At 50.8% G+C, this 14,851-nt stretch carries 15 protein-coding genes; 5 read left to right on the top strand and 10 right to left on the bottom strand.

Going from position 1 to position 14,851, the window contains the following annotated elements; genetic code table 11:
* Positions 1–506: 506 nt before the first annotated feature.
* The 10 genes from rny to B5D32_RS13310 form a co-directional block, all read right to left on the bottom strand.
* A complete protein-coding gene (rny, locus tag B5D32_RS13355) occupies positions 507–2,060 on the bottom strand; it encodes a ribonuclease Y (RefSeq protein WP_078785475.1) in 1,554 nt (517 codons plus the stop codon).
* Between the two features lie 349 nt (positions 2,061–2,409).
* Positions 2,410–3,153: a tRNA threonylcarbamoyladenosine dehydratase gene (locus B5D32_RS13350; protein ID WP_078785474.1), complete on the bottom strand. Its 744-nt coding sequence runs from the start codon at positions 3,151–3,153 to the stop codon at positions 2,410–2,412.
* Positions 3,154–3,260: 107 nt separating this feature from the next.
* A complete protein-coding gene (locus B5D32_RS13345) occupies positions 3,261–3,743 on the bottom strand; it encodes an HD domain-containing protein (protein WP_078785473.1) in 483 nt (160 codons plus the stop codon).
* Positions 3,728–4,279 carry a P-loop NTPase family protein gene (locus tag B5D32_RS13340; protein WP_078785472.1) on the bottom strand — a complete coding sequence of 184 codons (552 nt, stop codon included), beginning with the start codon at positions 4,277–4,279 and terminating at the stop codon, positions 3,728–3,730. Before B5D32_RS13340 ends, B5D32_RS13345 begins: the two co-directional genes overlap by 16 nt.
* A 1-nt stretch (position 4,280) precedes the next feature.
* Entirely contained in the window at positions 4,281–5,948 is a 1,668-nt protein-coding gene (locus B5D32_RS13335) for a recombinase family protein (RefSeq protein WP_078785471.1), read from the bottom strand.
* Positions 5,929–6,159, bottom strand: coding sequence for a helix-turn-helix domain-containing protein (locus B5D32_RS13330; RefSeq protein ID WP_055058967.1), 231 nt, complete (start codon positions 6,157–6,159; stop codon positions 5,929–5,931). Before B5D32_RS13330 ends, B5D32_RS13335 begins: the two co-directional genes overlap by 20 nt.
* Before the next feature lie 89 nt (positions 6,160–6,248).
* Positions 6,249–6,434, bottom strand: coding sequence for a hypothetical protein (locus B5D32_RS13325; RefSeq protein ID WP_007488117.1), 186 nt, complete (start codon positions 6,432–6,434; stop codon positions 6,249–6,251).
* A gap of 15 nt (positions 6,435–6,449) precedes the next feature.
* Positions 6,450–7,739, bottom strand: a complete 1,290-nt coding sequence (locus B5D32_RS13320; RefSeq protein WP_078785470.1) for a plasmid recombination protein — start codon at positions 7,737–7,739, stop codon at positions 6,450–6,452.
* A gap of 378 nt (positions 7,740–8,117) precedes the next feature.
* A complete protein-coding gene (locus B5D32_RS13315; protein ID WP_055189204.1) occupies positions 8,118–9,509 on the bottom strand; it encodes a DNA primase family protein in 1,392 nt (463 codons plus the stop codon).
* The gene (locus B5D32_RS13310) at positions 9,484–10,104 is read right to left on the bottom strand and encodes a CHC2 zinc finger domain-containing protein (protein ID WP_055058964.1); all 621 of its coding nucleotides are present in this window, start codon (positions 10,102–10,104) and stop codon (positions 9,484–9,486) included. Before B5D32_RS13310 ends, B5D32_RS13315 begins: the two co-directional genes overlap by 26 nt.
* A gap of 221 nt (positions 10,105–10,325) precedes the next feature.
* On the opposite strand from B5D32_RS13310, the gene B5D32_RS15040 reads away from it, so the two are divergent.
* From B5D32_RS15040 to B5D32_RS13285, 5 genes are all read left to right on the top strand, one after another.
* Positions 10,326–11,429 (top strand): DUF6076 domain-containing protein, encoded by a 1,104-nt coding sequence (locus B5D32_RS15040; protein ID WP_055058963.1) that lies wholly within the window; start codon positions 10,326–10,328, stop codon positions 11,427–11,429.
* A 12-nt stretch (positions 11,430–11,441) separates the two neighbouring features.
* The gene (locus B5D32_RS13300; protein WP_055058962.1) at positions 11,442–12,068 is read left to right on the top strand and encodes an alpha/beta fold hydrolase; all 627 of its coding nucleotides are present in this window, start codon (positions 11,442–11,444) and stop codon (positions 12,066–12,068) included.
* Positions 12,069–12,102: 34 nt separating this feature from the next.
* Positions 12,103–13,275 (top strand): sigma-70 family RNA polymerase sigma factor, encoded by a 1,173-nt coding sequence (locus B5D32_RS13295; protein WP_055058961.1) that lies wholly within the window; start codon positions 12,103–12,105, stop codon positions 13,273–13,275.
* 16 nt (positions 13,276–13,291) lie between these two features.
* Positions 13,292–13,969 carry a response regulator transcription factor gene (locus B5D32_RS13290; RefSeq protein WP_078785469.1) on the top strand — a complete coding sequence of 226 codons (678 nt, stop codon included), beginning with the start codon at positions 13,292–13,294 and terminating at the stop codon, positions 13,967–13,969.
* On the top strand, positions 13,962–14,851 hold an 890-nt coding region (locus tag B5D32_RS13285; protein ID WP_078785476.1), incomplete at its 3' end, for a sensor histidine kinase. The genes B5D32_RS13290 and B5D32_RS13285, both read left to right, overlap by 8 nt.

Raw genomic sequence — 14,851 nt, 5'->3', positions numbered from 1 at the left:
AGAGTGCTGCATCTGTAATAGAATAAGTTAGCCCCCGACACCTGCCGCTGTACGGTATTATGTCGGGGGCTTATTATTTTGTGGGGGAGGTATTCATCCCTTCCTGGGTGCATTGCGCCAGCTGCAGGAAGATTAAGGCAATACCTCATAATTCTAAGTGCCGATACGGCGAGCGAGGTGCGGCAGCTGCTAAGCCAAAAGCGCAGATAATACTTTTTGTATTATCGAGCTTTTTGGCAACGCAGATGCCGTGCCGCAGCCGCCGGAGCGGTGCTTAAGCCGTAAGGCGGGAATTATGCGGTGTTGCCTTAAGTCCGAGAACCTGCGCCAGTCCTTGCGGTGCCATGCAGTAGGGGCCGCACATGTGCGGCCCGGCACTGTAAAATAAGCACCCTCTTGCGGGAAAGCCTGCGGGCCGGGCATGCCCGGTCCCTGCCGCATCGTATAGCAAAACAGGCAGGCCGCCAATTCTGACGGTCTGCCTGTTGCTGTAGCAGTTGTGAATTTTACTTCGCGTACTCGGTTGCTCGGCTCTCGCGGATGACGCTGACCTTGATCTGGCCGGGGTAATCCAGCTCGTTCTCGATCTTCTTGGCGACATTGCGAGCCAGCAGAATGACCTCGTCGTCGCTGACCTTGTCGGGCTGGACAAGGATGCGGACCTCGCGGCCTGCCTGCACGGCGTAGGAGCTCTCGACGCCCTCAAAGCCGTTGCAGAGAGCCTCCAGCGTTTCCAGACGCTTGATGTAGCTTTCCATGTTCTCGCGGCGGGCACCGGGACGGGCAGCGGAAATCGCGTCGGCGGCCATGATGATGAACGCCAGCGTCGTCTTGGGCTCCACGTCGCCGTGGTGGGCCTCGATGGCGTGGATGACCTGCGGGTTCTCGCGGTATTTCTTGCAGATGTCAACGCCGATCTGGACGTGGCTGCCCTCGATCTCGTGGTCAAGGGCCTTGCCGATGTCATGCAGCAGACCGGCGCGGCGGGCCAGCTGGACATTGACACCCAGCTCACCGGCCATCAGACCGGCCAGCCAAGCGACCTCGAGAGAGTGGCTCAGGACGTTCTGGCCGAAGCTCGTGCGGTACTTCAGGCGGCCAATGAGCTTGACAAGGTCGGGATGCAGGCTGTGAATGCCAAGCTCCATGACGGCCTTGTCGCCTTCGCGCTTCATCTGGATTTCCAGCTCGCGGCGGCACTTGTCCACGGTCTCCTCGATGCGGGCCGGATGGATACGGCCATCGGCAATCAGGCGCTCCAGCGCCATGCGGGCGACCTCGCGGCGGGTCTGGTCAAAGCTGGACAGCGTGATGGCCTCCGGCGTGTCGTCGATGATAAGGTCACAGCCCGTGGCGGTTTCGAGGGCACGGATGTTGCGGCCCTCGCGGCCAATGATGCGGCCCTTCATCTCGTCGCTGGGCAGCGGCACAACGCTGACAGTGGCCTCGCTGGTGGCGTCTGCCGCGCAGCGGGCAATGGCCTGGCCGATCAGCTCACGGGCGAGGTTGTCGCACTCGTCCTTCATGTTCGCCTGGTAAGCGCTGATCTTCATCGCCTTCTCGTGAGTCAGCTCGTCATCGACCTGCTTGAGCAACACGGCGCGGGCGTCCTCCTTGGACATGGCGGCGATGGTTTCCAGTTTTTCGGTCTGGCGCAGCTTGAGCTGCTCCAGCTCGTCCAGGCGGGCCTCCACGGTCTCACTGCGGCGCTTGAGGTCCTCCTCCTTGCGCTCCATCTGGGCGGTGCGCTTGTCGAGGGCCTCCTCCTTCTGGTCGATGCGGCGCTCCTGGCGGGTAATCTCGGCGCGGCGGTCCTTGATTTCCTTGTCCGCGTCGCTCTTGAGCTTGAAGGCTTCGTCCTTCGCTTCGATGATGGTTTCCTTGCGCTTCTGCTCGGCAGTCTTGATGGCATCATTCACGATGCGCTTGGCTTCCTCCTCAGCGCTGCCGATCTTCGCCTCGGCGGTGCGCTTGCGGTTTTCACCGCCGAGGTAAAAACCAAGCGCACCGGCAACAGCGGCAGCAACAAGGACCAGCACCACGGTCAAAATTGGTGACATAGTCGGTTTCACTCCTTATCAAAATAGGAGGATGCGCGCAGCGGGACGCTTTTCACTATGACATTGTTGCATGACAAAACGCGGCAGGTCGGCCAAAAAGACACACGATGCCCCTGCGCGCAGAATATACACAAAACGTCATCAGGACGTTAAATATCGTAAAAAAGCGGCGTTCCCGGTGGGCGACACCCTTTAAGGAGCCACGCACAGGCCGCGCCTGCCGTTTGGCTCTTTATTTCCTATATATAATTTTACTTTGATTTCGTGCAAATGTCAAGATAACACAGGGGGCAAACTGGTATTTTTCATGCAAAACGCCCCGCTTTTGTGCCAGCGGGGCGCAGAGAAATCATTTCTTGCCGCGGTAAACGCCGGCCTTGCGCAGCAGGTCCTTGACGACCTCGGACCCGCAGACAAGCCCGCAGGCGGCGGGCACAAAGGCGTTGCTGGCGGGCACCGTGCGGCGCGCAGCGGTGGGGGCTTCCTCGATTTCCTCCTGCAGCGGCGGCAGGGTCTGCTCCTCCGAAAAGACGACCTTCACCTTGCCCAGGCGGCGCTTGCGGCACTCGAGGCGGATGACCTTGGCCAGCGGGTCTACGGTGGTTTTTTCAATGTCGGCCACGCGGAACGCCGTCGGGTCCAGCTTGTTGGCCGCGCCCATGCTGCACAGGATCGGCACCCCGGCCTCCTTGCAGCGGCGGATCAGCAGCAGCTTGGCGCTGACCGTGTCGATGCAGTCCAGTACGTAGTCAAACTGTGTCAGGTCGACATCCGGGGCGGTCTCGGCATTGTAGAACATGCGGTTGGCGTGCACGATGATGGTAGGGTCAATGTCCGCAATGCGGGCGGCCATGGCATCGACCTTGTACTGCCCCAGCGTTGAGTGCAGCGCCACTAGCTGGCGGTTCAGGTTGGAAAGTGCGACGGTGTCGCTGTCAAACAGGCTCAACTCCCCTACTCCGCTGCGGGCCAGTACCTCAACAGCCTGCCCGCCGACGCCGCCGATGCCAAAAACGGCCACATGGGCGCGGCGCAGCACGTCCAGTGCGGGTGTGCCCAGTTGGGCACGTGTGCGGGTGTATTGATTGGGCATGGTGTTACCTCCATAATAATCTTGCCTTCCTCTGCGAGACAGGCTCCCCCAATATGGGGGAAGGTGGCGCTTGCGCCAGAAGGGGAGCAGGTGGGTCAAGAAGTGTTTTATTTCTTTCTTTTCGCCTTCCGTTCCAGCACCGTCTCATAGCTCGACGACATCTTGTCAGCCATGCAGACAAGCGCGGCCTCGCGGCTGTGGGGGATGTCGGTGGGGTTCAGCGGCCACATGTGGCTCTGGATGATGTCCTTTTCCTTGTCGGTCAGTTTAAACACGGTTTCAGCGTTGTAGCGTGCAATACGAGCATGCTTGAAGCCGTGCCAGTGGGTGATGTTGCTGCAATTATGCCAGTCGTACAGGTAAAAATCGTGCAGGAACGCCCCCTTTACCAGACTGGCCTCGTCCGCGCGGGCGTGCAGATGGATGTTGAGCCAGAACGCGATGCGGGTGACGCGCAGACAGTGCTCGTAGGTGGTCACGCTGCCGTGCTGGATAAACTTTTGCATTTCCAGCGCGTTCGGGTCATCGGCGATGCCTTTCAAAAGTATGTGCATACGCACTTCTTCTTCGGGGGTCAGTTTGCAGAGCATAGCAATTCCTCCACACGGGCGGCGGTCTCGGCCAGGGGCGCAGTGCCGTCCACCGTCAGGATCGGGCAGGCAAGCTGCTTCTGCCATTCATTATGCAGCACAGCGCTGCGCGTGTCAAGCCCGCCGTCATCATAACCGGCGGCCCACTGCAAAAATGCCTGATGATGGTCGTACATATCGCCGCCCGGCAGAATGCGCACACCAAACCGCGCGTACTCACGTTGTTTTATACGCGCCATCCGGGTGGGCGTGTCGGTCACAACGCGCACCGCCAGCGTGAAATCCGGGATGAGAGCATCCCCCCAGCCGACGAGTGAGCCGGAGAGGACAGCACCGTTTTCTGCGGCGGCAATGTCCTGCCGTATGAGCGGCACACGCTGCTCAATGGGGCGCTTTGTCGTGAATTTCGGGTCAGTGGGCAGCCAGAAATAGTCGTCTGAGTCGAGGAAGGCATACTGAAATTGCTCCGCCAGGTATCGCCCCAGCGTGGACGTCCCGGAGCCGGACGCGCCGTAGATGTGGAGGAGAGGTTTCATGTTATTTCACCAGCAAACATACCGTCTCGACGGTTGTTTCAGTTTCCAAGGGAAGTTCTTTCACTTCCTCGCCATCAACAGGCACAGGGAAATTGAATACAATCTTCTTTATCCAGCTTCCGTCTTTTCTCTTTTCCGGGAACATCTCAATTCGCTCGATAAAGGCTTTCATAAACTCTTTCTGTTCCGCTTCTGTTGCGGAATGGTAGACTTCATCAAATGCCAGTAAGAGCCGATAAATGTTATCGCCGGATATTTTCTCCTGCTGGATACTGCGTATCTGACTTTGCAATTCGCCAATCTGAACTTCGATTTCCTCTATCGTATCATACTGCTCATCATAGCGGCGTTGCAAGTCCAAAATCTTTCTGTCATAGTGGGCATCGTTGATGTCCAAGGTATCCATCTGACGCTCCAAGCGGCTTTTCGTTCCAAAGGCTTGCTTTAGCTGCCCTTGCAGGACGGCGATCTGCTTTTCCATATCCTCTGTATCAACCGCTGTTCCGATTTTCGCTTGAATTGCTTCTACAAATCGGGGATTGTTGACCATAGCGGAAATAATCTTCGCCACAAATTTGTTGATCTCTGTCTGTTCGATATTCAGCCGGAAACTGCACTCATGCCCTGTCGGCGTAACTGTATTTTTGCAGTAGTAATAATACCGTGTTTTCTTGTCCTTGCTATGAGCCTTGGCAATATTGCCGTACATACTCTTTCCGCAGCATGGGCATTTCAAGATACCGGACAGGATGTGTGCGTGGTCTGGATTGTTGACCTTTTCCCGCTTAAAGGAATTGATCTTGCGCTTTTCCTGTGCCAGATACCAATCCTCTTCAGAAATGATAGCTTCGTGCTGTCCTTCATAAACCGGAAACTCCGACTGCTCAACCACGTGAATCTCGTTTCTTGTACCCTGTTTCTTTTCAGTTCTTCGTCTGCCGTAAGCAATCTTTCCCATATAAACAGGATTGTACAATACATTTTTCACAAAATCTCTTGAAAATCCCGGAATGGTATTATTCTGTCTTAGTTTCTTTACATAACCATTGCGGTTCAGATATTTTGCAACTCCTGCAACACCCTCGTTTGTATGAATATAACGATCATAGATTACTCGGATAACTTCCACTTCATCCTCTGCAATGACAAGGTTTCCGTTTTCCAGTTTGTATCCATAGGGAGCGAAACCGCCGTTCCATTTGCCTTCACGAGCCTTTTGCTCCCGTCCTGCCATTGTCTGTGTGCGGATATTTTCTCGCTCAATCTCTGCCACCGCAGACAGCACAGAGATCATCAGCTTTCCGGCATCCTTGGAGCTGTCAATGCCATCCTCCACGCAAATCAGGTTGACACCAAAATCCTGCATGAGCTGCAAAGAGTTCAGAACATCGGCTGCATTTCTGCCAAATCTGGAGAGCTTAAAGACAAGCACATAGGAAACGCCGTCTTTGCAGTCCTGGATGTCGTTCAGCATCCGTTGAAACTCCTGCCTCCCTTGGATGTTCTTGCCGGAAAATCCTTCGTCAGAATACTCCCCGGCAACGACCATATCCTCGTATGCCGCATACTTCCGCAACTTGTCCCGCTGGGCATCCAAGCTGTATCCGTCTACCTGCATGGAGGTGGACACTCTCGTATATAGATAACATTTAAGTTGCTTCTTTTTCAGAATCGCTACCTCCTTCGCTCATTTCTTTTACCATCAATCCCTCGTTGCGGATATAATACTCCAAAAGTCTAAGCACATAATCCGGTGCATGGCGGTTGTCCAATTCCCACTCGGTCATAGTCCGGTAAGGAATATGGACGAGCTTGCAAAAATCTTTCCGGTTCAGTCCTGTGCTTTCACGCAACTTAATAATTCTGTTTTTACAATCCATTCGTCTTTTCTCCAAAAAAGCAAAAATACACGTTGCGTACATATTATAGCATAGCCACAACAAGTACGCAACGTGTAAATTGTAAATTTTTACGCAGCCTTATCCGTCAAAGGCTGCGCTTGCTTATCATCCTTGGAACACTCCACCGTTTGTGGAGTATCCTGCTCTAATTTATCCAAAACCTGATGCCCGTACTTCTGGAGCATCTGGCTCATAACATCCACACAGCGGTCAAATGCCGCATTATATTTCGCTTCCTCATAATATTTCTTCAATAGGCAATTCCTCCATCAAAGTTCCATATCCTGTCCACGCTTCTGGGCAGGGTGTTTGTGTTCCTGCGTTTCCTTTCCTATGATGAGGATAGAATTGATAAAAGCCCGAACCCTTTCGGATGCAATTTCCAGTGCATCCAGAAAAGGCTGGGCTTTCTGTTTCAGTTCCATATATTTTTCGCTTACTGCTTCATACCGCTGTTTCCAGATGGAAACCGTCTTTTCAGCGGAAGCCAGTTTCTCCTTCAAGCGCTTGTTGTCAGCATTGGCGATAATGCCGTTGACCGCATAGCGTTTGAGCGTGTCGCATTCATCCGGTGTCAGCGTGATATTATTTCCGAATGTGGCTTTCTTTCCCATCGTTTCAATCTCCTGCACCGTCAGAGCAACGGTCTTTGCTGTTTTGGTTTCCTTTTGCAGAGCTTCCAGTTTCTTTTTCTGTTTCTCCGTGGCAGCTTTGGCATTCTCCAACCCCCGCTTCGCCTGTGCCACCTGCCCGGTCACAGCTTCCAAGCGCTGCTGTTCTGCCTGCACCTTGAACTGGGTCACAGTCAGATGTTCCTCTGTACTGCCACGCTCTCCACGCTCCACATCGGTATATCCGGCATTTCGCATGAAATGAAAAAAGTCATCCTGCAACACACTGTAGGACGACTTCAAAATCTTTTTTCCTTTTGCGTTCAACATTGGATTACCATCCTTGTCAAGCACCGGCTTGGACTCCCATTTTTTACTGCGGCTGACTTGCGTGATCGTTTCCTTTACCGTTCCCCGGAGGGATTCATCCTTACATCGCTTCGACCACAGAATTTGCTTCTCTACCACCGGGATATAAACCACATGAAGGTGGTAGTGGTACACATCTTCGCCCAGAGCTTCGGACATTGCCTGGTTGCGCTCGTCGGCGTGCATCACAGCGGATAGGATATACTGCTCACCGCCTACGATCTCCACGGCGGCTTTATAGGCATCGGCATAAAACTGTTTTGCAAATTCATAGCCGCCGTGATTGTAGAAGTAAGCAGAGTTCACATCAAAGATCAACTCACCGTATTTGACGGCATCCGGTTTCAGACCTCTGGTGGAGATCACGCCATCCTGTTCCATCTGCTCGAACATTTTTACATAATCGTCAGTGGGAGACTTGAAGTGAACATTCAGCGCAGTACGTTCCGGCACGATGTCCTGATTGCTGTAGCTGTCCTTTTCACGCTCATTGTGTTCCTGTACCTTCGCCACATCAGCCGGTGTTTCCAAGTCCTGATTTCTGGCTACGGTACGGTCTATTCCATCATTTCTTGCCATTGGATTTTTCCTTTCTTTGAGATTTGCAGACAGCGGAAGGCTGGAGAACGGCACTTTTTCAAAGTGTAATAACCCACTATGACACTTTCATCCATACTGGCTGCAAAGTGCCGTGGGCTCTCCGAGGGCTCTCCCGAGGGGGAATGCGGTCACTGCGGTGACCTCTGCTGACCAAGGCGAAAATGTCTGCGCCTTTTCCCATGGTCAGCCCGTCTGCATGAAGCTGTTCTGTGTCAACTTCCTCTTGCAGTCGGTGTCCACAGACACTTTTTCAAAAGCCTGTGGACATAGAAACAGCCCGAACGAGAGGATGTGTGCTGTTTCTATAACAAGCGTTTTACGCTCTTTTGCTGCGTACATACATACCAGCAATGGGATTTACTCGACCTGCCGCCATTCCTCCGGAATGTCCTCCGGTACGTACGTACACGGCGAATCTCCGTAAAACCCATTTATATGAGGTCGTGCAATGGCTTCCACTCCCATGAATCCCCACACCCGCCGTCCGGCTGAGTTGGTGATGTTGTTGCAATGCTCCAGATTGAATTTCTTGGCATTGGCAATCATGGCGTCGCTGAAGCTGCGGGCTTTCAGCGGAGCAAGAGAATTTTCCTCGCACCACATCCGATAGATTTCATAGAAATCCTTGGAGCTGATGGACGCATCCGCTTTACGCCGGATGTATCCCTCGGAATCCATGAAATCAAAGATATTGTTGTTGTCACGTTTGACCGCTTCCCGGTTTTCCCGGATACGGTCACTCTCCGTAAACTTAAAGTTGTTGGCAACAAGCCGCTGCAAGCCTTCAAATGCCCACAGGAAGATACCCTCGGCTTCAGCTTTCATCTTCTCTGCAAGATCAGGATCGTCAGCTCTGTCCACCGGCTTTTCCTTGGTGGTCAGCACAAGCTGTCTGCGATAAAATCCGTCACTGCGGTCATACAGGGCTTGCAGATCACCGTTACTGAATGCCAGCAGCCGGGCGAACATCCAGCCCTGATAACTCTGCTTGCCTTTACGTTCCAAATCCATCTTGCCTTGTGCTGTCACGATGGATTTTACATAGTTGGTCTGGCGCAGAGCTTCCATCCGCATATCATCATCTACGCACAGCAGGATGTGCTCCAGATCGGCACGGGCAAAGCGGTTTTCAGAAATCTTGCCGATGCTGCCGTCCTTCATGTTTGTGCCAAAGATAGCCGAAAGCACCGCACCGATTTGGGATTTACCCTCGCCACCGTTGCCCTTAATCACCATCATGCGCTGTCCTTTGTTGGAGGGGATCAGGCAATAACCGATAAACTCCTGCAAGGTGGGAATGTCTTCCGCATGGAGCAGTCCATTCAAAAAGTTCAGCCAGATCACGGGCGCAGGAGCATCGGGATTGTAGACAACAGGCAGACGGCTTCGCACGATAGCCGGTCTGCCCTCGGTAAATGTGCCGTTCAGTAGCAGCGTACCGTTGAACACATGGATGCGATCCTGCTCCGGTGGGAAGTCAGGCACTTGCGCTTCCAGTTTCAGCACTTCCAGAATGTTGGTGATCTTCCGGGGGATGTTGTTCACGGCACAGAATTTCAGCTTGTCGTAAATCTCCCCACGCAGTGGGAGATCGTCCGTCACTCGACCATCGGGCGTAAAAAAAGCTCCGTTTGCGAAGATGATTCTGCGCTCATGCAGAAATTCTTCACAAAACAGAGCTTCGTTGATGTTCTGCCCATCAAACCAGACAGGCAAATTCATATCAGGCGTTTTCCGGTTCTTCGCCATGGTGCGCCACCTCCTTTTTCTTTCGTGTGATGTACTCTTGCAGAAAAGTAATTTTTCCCTCCTTCATCAGCTCGTCCACCAATGCCACCCGCTCTTCCAGATCACCCACGGTCAGCACATCTGCCATATATTCGATAGGACAGTGCATCTGGCAGGCTTCCACAAAACGATCATCCAGAGCCTCCTCCGGTGTTTTGGGTGCATACCGCACTTTCCAATCTTCCAGCAGATGCAGATAATCCGTCAGCACCCGGAAACACAGCATTTCATCCTCCCGGAACTGACGGATATAAGGACGCTTTGGCTTGACCATAGCTGCGACAGTGGGCGGTTTCGGGTCAAGTCCGAAGTCCGAAGCCAGCTTTTGCGCTGCTTCATAGCTGCTCATATTGAACAACCTTGCCACAAGGTCGATCACATCTCCCTTTGCTCCACAGCCGAAGCAGAAGAAATAGTCCTCATTCAGCTTCAAGCTCGGATGCCTGTCATTGTGGAACGGGCAGCAAGCCATACCGTTTCGGTTGACTTTCAGCCCGTAGTGTTCGGCGGCTTGCTTGACACTGATTGCCGCTTTGATGGTTCCATAGATTGTCATAAAAAACCCTCCGTTCATAATATTCTGGAAAGCACGAAGCACCCGCAGTGATTGGCAGGTGCTTCGCTCCTTCTATTATGGTTATGACGGATTTCTCAAAAAACAGGCTAATCGGAGGACAACTCCGTTTCAAAAAACAGGACAACTTATTGATAGATGTAGATTTCTTTACATTAGCATGATACAATTAAGAAAGTGAAAAAACAGGACAGGAGGTAAGCATGAACCAAGAATTGATGACATTGGACTTCTGGCAGGATACGGTCATATATGAGGGCAAAACATTCCCTGTCGGCACGCTTGCCTGTGATGCACTGAATGTTCCTGCGGATACTATTACAAAAATGAACGAGCAATGCGAGAAAATCAATCTGCTGCTCGGGATGCTGAATGCCGGACAGGATACTTCTGCACTCTTTCCAATGGCAAAGGAAGCTGCATTGACAATGTTAGAGATTCTCAGCAAAACGCCGCCGTTCTCCTATATGGATATACCAAAGCACCGGGAACGAATAGAAAGGGTCTTTACTGCGGACAATGCTCTGAAATATGTGGAGTTCGCCATAAAAGCCGTAACCAATTCTTTACCGTTCGAAGAAGTTCCGAAATATGCTGATGCGGTGATGCTCCAGCGCTATACCGCTGTATGCGGGCATCTGGCTTACTCCCTTGAGGAATACCAAAAGGCGATGCTTGATTTTGCAGAACAATCGGACGGAAACGAAGCAGACCGCACCGCAGAGGGCTTTGCGAAAATGTTCGGCACCTATTTCCCACCGGAGTTTTCTATCACAGAGGGCAATGCCTGGATGTCTACCCTGAACAATTCCGTTCAGTATATATCGGTCATCCGTCCCGGCGAAAAAGTTGCGAAGCTGGTCAAGCGGATGCACTATGTATCCTTTGTAGGGATGTTCCGGTCTGATCTTTTTGAGGGCTTATGTGTTGGTCATGCCCCGAAAAAATGCAAAATCTGCGGCAAGTGGTTCCTCACCACCAACGCAAGGCACACCAAATACTGCGGCGGCTATGCACCGGGGGACAAGCTGCACCGCACTTGCCGGCAGATCGGCAATCTAAAAGGCAGAGAACAGCGAGAGCTTGCAGACGATCATCCGATTATCCAGATATATGAAAAGAGGCTGAACACCATAAATCGCTATGTAAAGCGTGGTACTCTGGACGCTGACCTTGCGGAGGTCATGAAGAAACTGGCAAAAGATAAAGAACTCCGGGCAAAAAGTGATGTTGCTTATGCCAAAGGAGCTTATGAAAAAGAAATGGAACAGGCTGCTTTGCTTGCAGAAGCTAAGATACATATTTAGTGGGGGAACAATATGAAACAAATATATGTGCATGGATTAGGACAAACATCTGACAGTTGGACAAAAACAATAGATATTTTGCAAACTACTGATTACAGCTTGTGTCCGAATCTTCCTGATTTAGTTCATAGCAAAGAAGTGACCTATGATAATCTATATGCTGCATTTTCAGATTACTGCAATCAATATGATGAGCCTATTGATTTGTGCGGTTTATCGCTTGGGGGCGTATTAGCTCTGAACTATGCTATACAATATCCGAAAAAAGTTCGCTCCTTGGTGCTTATCGCCACACAATATAAAATGCCCAAGAAGCTTCTGAAATTTCAAAATCTTCTCTTTAGATTTATGCCTAAATCCATGTTTCAACAAATGGGATTTAGAAAAGCTGATTTCTTACTTCTATGCGAAACCATGATGGAGTTGGACTTTAACAACTCTCTGCACAAAATATCATGCCCTACACTATTGTTATATGGCGAGAAAGATACTGCGAATAAAAATGCTTCTATTGAATTGGCAGAATTGCTTAAGAACGTGGAATTAAAAACGATTATTGGTGCCGGACATGAAGTTAATATTGAATCACCGCAGGAATTGGCAGAAATACTTCATGCTTTTTATGAAAGAATGTCTTAAGGGATTCTTATAGAAATGAGAAGGGAGGTGCGCTATGCTGAGTGATTTTACATGGAATATGACCGGATACATACCGAAACACCAAGTCAATCCGCACGGTGATGGTATCATTCCCTATGTGGCAGAGCGCATCTTCCAACTGGAACCTGAGCCGCCAAAGGTAGGCAGTCTGAACGAATATATCCTGTCTGCCTTGCAGGAAAAGAATTTGATACATTTCTCATTCTTCCTACACCACTACGAGCCGCAGCTTAACAAGCGCATCAAAGACTTTCTCGGTGTGGATGGCGGCGATTTGTACGACACAGACCGATTTATAGATATAAAGCTCTCCTGCCGGGAACAAATGCTCCAAAAACTGATGGACTATGACCTTACCAAGGGCGCAGAGTATGCTACATACATCTATCCGTTCATCCGGGATGCTATGCTCCGTTTTCGCATGGGCGAAGAAAAATGGTCGGTATCCTCTCTGACTAATTACAAAATGGTGCGGTCAATGGCTTGGCTGTACCACAATACCAAGGATGCGGTCAACGAGTTTTCCAAGAAATACAACTGTGATCTTGCTCTTGCCGAAAACTATCTGAAAGTTGTGCGAGGTATCCGCAATCAGCAGCCTTTCTATGTCACAGACGAGGACGGCGAAGAAACAGGCGAGGATGTAGCCCTTGACGATAGCTGGAACTATACCGATATCCTCTGGAACGGCATACAGGCAGAAAAGGTGCAGCGGGCATTTGAGAAACTGAATTACCGGGAACAGACCTTGCTCGAAAAACGATTAGCAATTTGCATGACCTGTGGGCGTGTCAGCTCATGGAAAGACCGCCCCACCTTTGAAGAACTGGCGGTTATGTTTGAGGGCAGTACAGCCAGCGGTGCAGAACGAGCCTACCGAAAAGCAGTGGACAAGTTGACGGAATTTTTGGTTGCCGAGGGCGCAATCCATGCAGTCCGGCTAAAACAGAAATCCAAGACCAAGCGAAAAAAGAAAATCGCCGCCGCAATCTACGAATATCAGGCAGACTGCGACGGCGAATGGGGCGAAATATCATTAGATTTTGAGAACGGCAAGGCAGAGGTCATTTTGCTTGCCGATTGGGATACAGTGAAAACGAACAAATTTGCAAGCAGAGCAATCGCCTATCTTCTGAACTGTGAGAACGAAAAATTACCCAAGGAAATAATGGTGGCCTTTGAATAACGAGGGAGTGAGATACATGGAGCAATTACTGATTGTTGAAGATGATATCGGTTTGAATCAAGGCTTATGCAAAGCGCTGAAAGCAGATGACCGTCAGATTATATCCTGCCATGATCTAAAAGCGGCAAGAGAACAATTGCTTTGCGGGAGTGTATCCCTGGTTCTGCTGGATATCAATCTGCCGGATGGCAGTGGGCTTGAGCTGCTCCGGGAGATCAAGGAAAACACGCCCGGGATTCCTGTTATTCTGCTGACTGCCAATGACACCGATCTGGATATCGTAGACGGACTGGAGAGAGGCGCTGATGATTATATTACCAAGCCCTTTTCTCTTTCGGTTTTGCGGGCAAGGGTGAATACCCAACTGCGAAAGCAAGCGTCAAACCATAAAAATGCGCCGTTCCATATGGATCTATTTCACTTTGACTTTGAGGCTATGACCTTTTATGTGGCAGATTCAAAAGTGGAATTGAGCAAAACCGAACAAAAATTACTGCGTCTGCTTGTTGAAAACCGAGGCCGAACCATGACCCGTGGAGACCTTGTAGACCGGATCTGGACAGATGGCGCAGAATATGTGGATGAAAATGCTTTGTCTGTTACGGTCAAGCGTCTGAGGGATAAGCTTGGTGCACAGAAATATATTAAAACCGTCTATGGAATCGGTTATAGCTGGGTGACAAAAGATGAATAAAACCGGCATTGTGATCATACTGCTGTGTTTTCTGGCGGCGGCAGCTGTTGTGTTATGGGAGCGGAGAAAGGCCAGAAAAACGATGGAAGAAATCGAAAGGATGCTAGACGCTGCCATGACCGGCTCCTTTTCTGAAAACAATTTTGATGAAAGCCAGCTGTCTGCATTGGAAACGAAGTTTGCGCACTATCTTTCCGCAGCAGAAGCATCTTCTCAAAATATAGCGCAGGAAAAAGACAAAATCAAAACCTTGATTGCAGACATTTCCCACCAGACGAAAACGCCGATTGCAAACCTGCTGTTATACAGCGAGCTTCTGAAGGAGGAAACTCTGCCTGCATCGGCGAAGGCAAATGTGGAGGCGCTGTACAAACAATCGGAAAAGCTGCGATTTCTGATCGATTCTCTCGTAAAGCTTTCCAGACTGGAAAACGGGATCATTTCACTCTCCCCTCAGCAAGCAGCGCTGCAGCCGCTGCTTGAAAGCGTAGTAGAACAATATACTGCCAAGGCTTCTGAAAAAGGATTGTCTTTGCGACTGCAAGATACCGATGCTTTTGCTGTATTCGACTTCAAATGGACAGCGGAAGCGCTGGCTAATATCGTAGACAACGCCATCAAATATACAGAGCATGGCACCATTACTATTTCTGCCGTAAGCTATGAAATGTTTTCAAGGATCGATATATCGGATACCGGTTCAGGCATCCCGGAAAGTGAGCAAGCGAAGATATTTGCTCGCTTTTACCGCTCAAATAGTGTGCAGAAACAAGAAGGTGTGGGCATCGGCTTATACCTTGCCCGACAGATCATATCCGGCGAGGGCGGTTATATCAAGGTTGCTTCCGTTCCGGGAAAAGGAAGTACGTTTTCCATATTTCT

The organism is Gemmiger formicilis (assembly GCF_900167555.1).
Classification (GTDB): Bacteria; Bacillota; Clostridia; order Oscillospirales; family Ruminococcaceae; genus Gemmiger; species Gemmiger formicilis.
Note: the sequence above shows the minus strand (reverse complement) of the source record. Positions and strands in the feature narration are given on the sequence as shown.

Excerpts from the sequence above, each read along its gene's own strand:
- rny (WP_078785475.1), bottom strand. The coding sequence starts at position 2,060 with ATGTCACCAATTTTGACCGTGGTGCTGGTCCTTGTTGCTGCCGCTGTT.
- B5D32_RS13350 (WP_078785474.1), bottom strand. The coding sequence starts at position 3,153 with ATGCCCAATCAATACACCCGCACACGTGCCCAACTGGGCACACCCGCA.
- B5D32_RS13345 (WP_078785473.1), bottom strand. The coding sequence starts at position 3,743 with ATGCTCTGCAAACTGACCCCCGAAGAAGAAGTGCGTATGCACATACTT.
- B5D32_RS13340 (WP_078785472.1), bottom strand. The coding sequence starts at position 4,279 with ATGAAACCTCTCCTCCACATCTACGGCGCGTCCGGCTCCGGGACGTCC.
- B5D32_RS13330 (WP_055058967.1), bottom strand. The coding sequence starts at position 6,159 with ATGGATTGTAAAAACAGAATTATTAAGTTGCGTGAAAGCACAGGACTG.
- B5D32_RS13320 (WP_078785470.1), bottom strand. The coding sequence starts at position 7,739 with ATGGCAAGAAATGATGGAATAGACCGTACCGTAGCCAGAAATCAGGAC.
- B5D32_RS13315 (WP_055189204.1), bottom strand. The coding sequence starts at position 9,509 with ATGGCGAAGAACCGGAAAACGCCTGATATGAATTTGCCTGTCTGGTTT.
- B5D32_RS13310 (WP_055058964.1), bottom strand. The coding sequence starts at position 10,104 with ATGACAATCTATGGAACCATCAAAGCGGCAATCAGTGTCAAGCAAGCC.
- B5D32_RS15040 (WP_055058963.1), top strand. The coding sequence starts at position 10,326 with ATGAACCAAGAATTGATGACATTGGACTTCTGGCAGGATACGGTCATA.
- B5D32_RS13300 (WP_055058962.1), top strand. The coding sequence starts at position 11,442 with ATGAAACAAATATATGTGCATGGATTAGGACAAACATCTGACAGTTGG.
- B5D32_RS13295 (WP_055058961.1), top strand. The coding sequence starts at position 12,103 with ATGCTGAGTGATTTTACATGGAATATGACCGGATACATACCGAAACAC.
- B5D32_RS13290 (WP_078785469.1), top strand. The coding sequence starts at position 13,292 with ATGGAGCAATTACTGATTGTTGAAGATGATATCGGTTTGAATCAAGGC.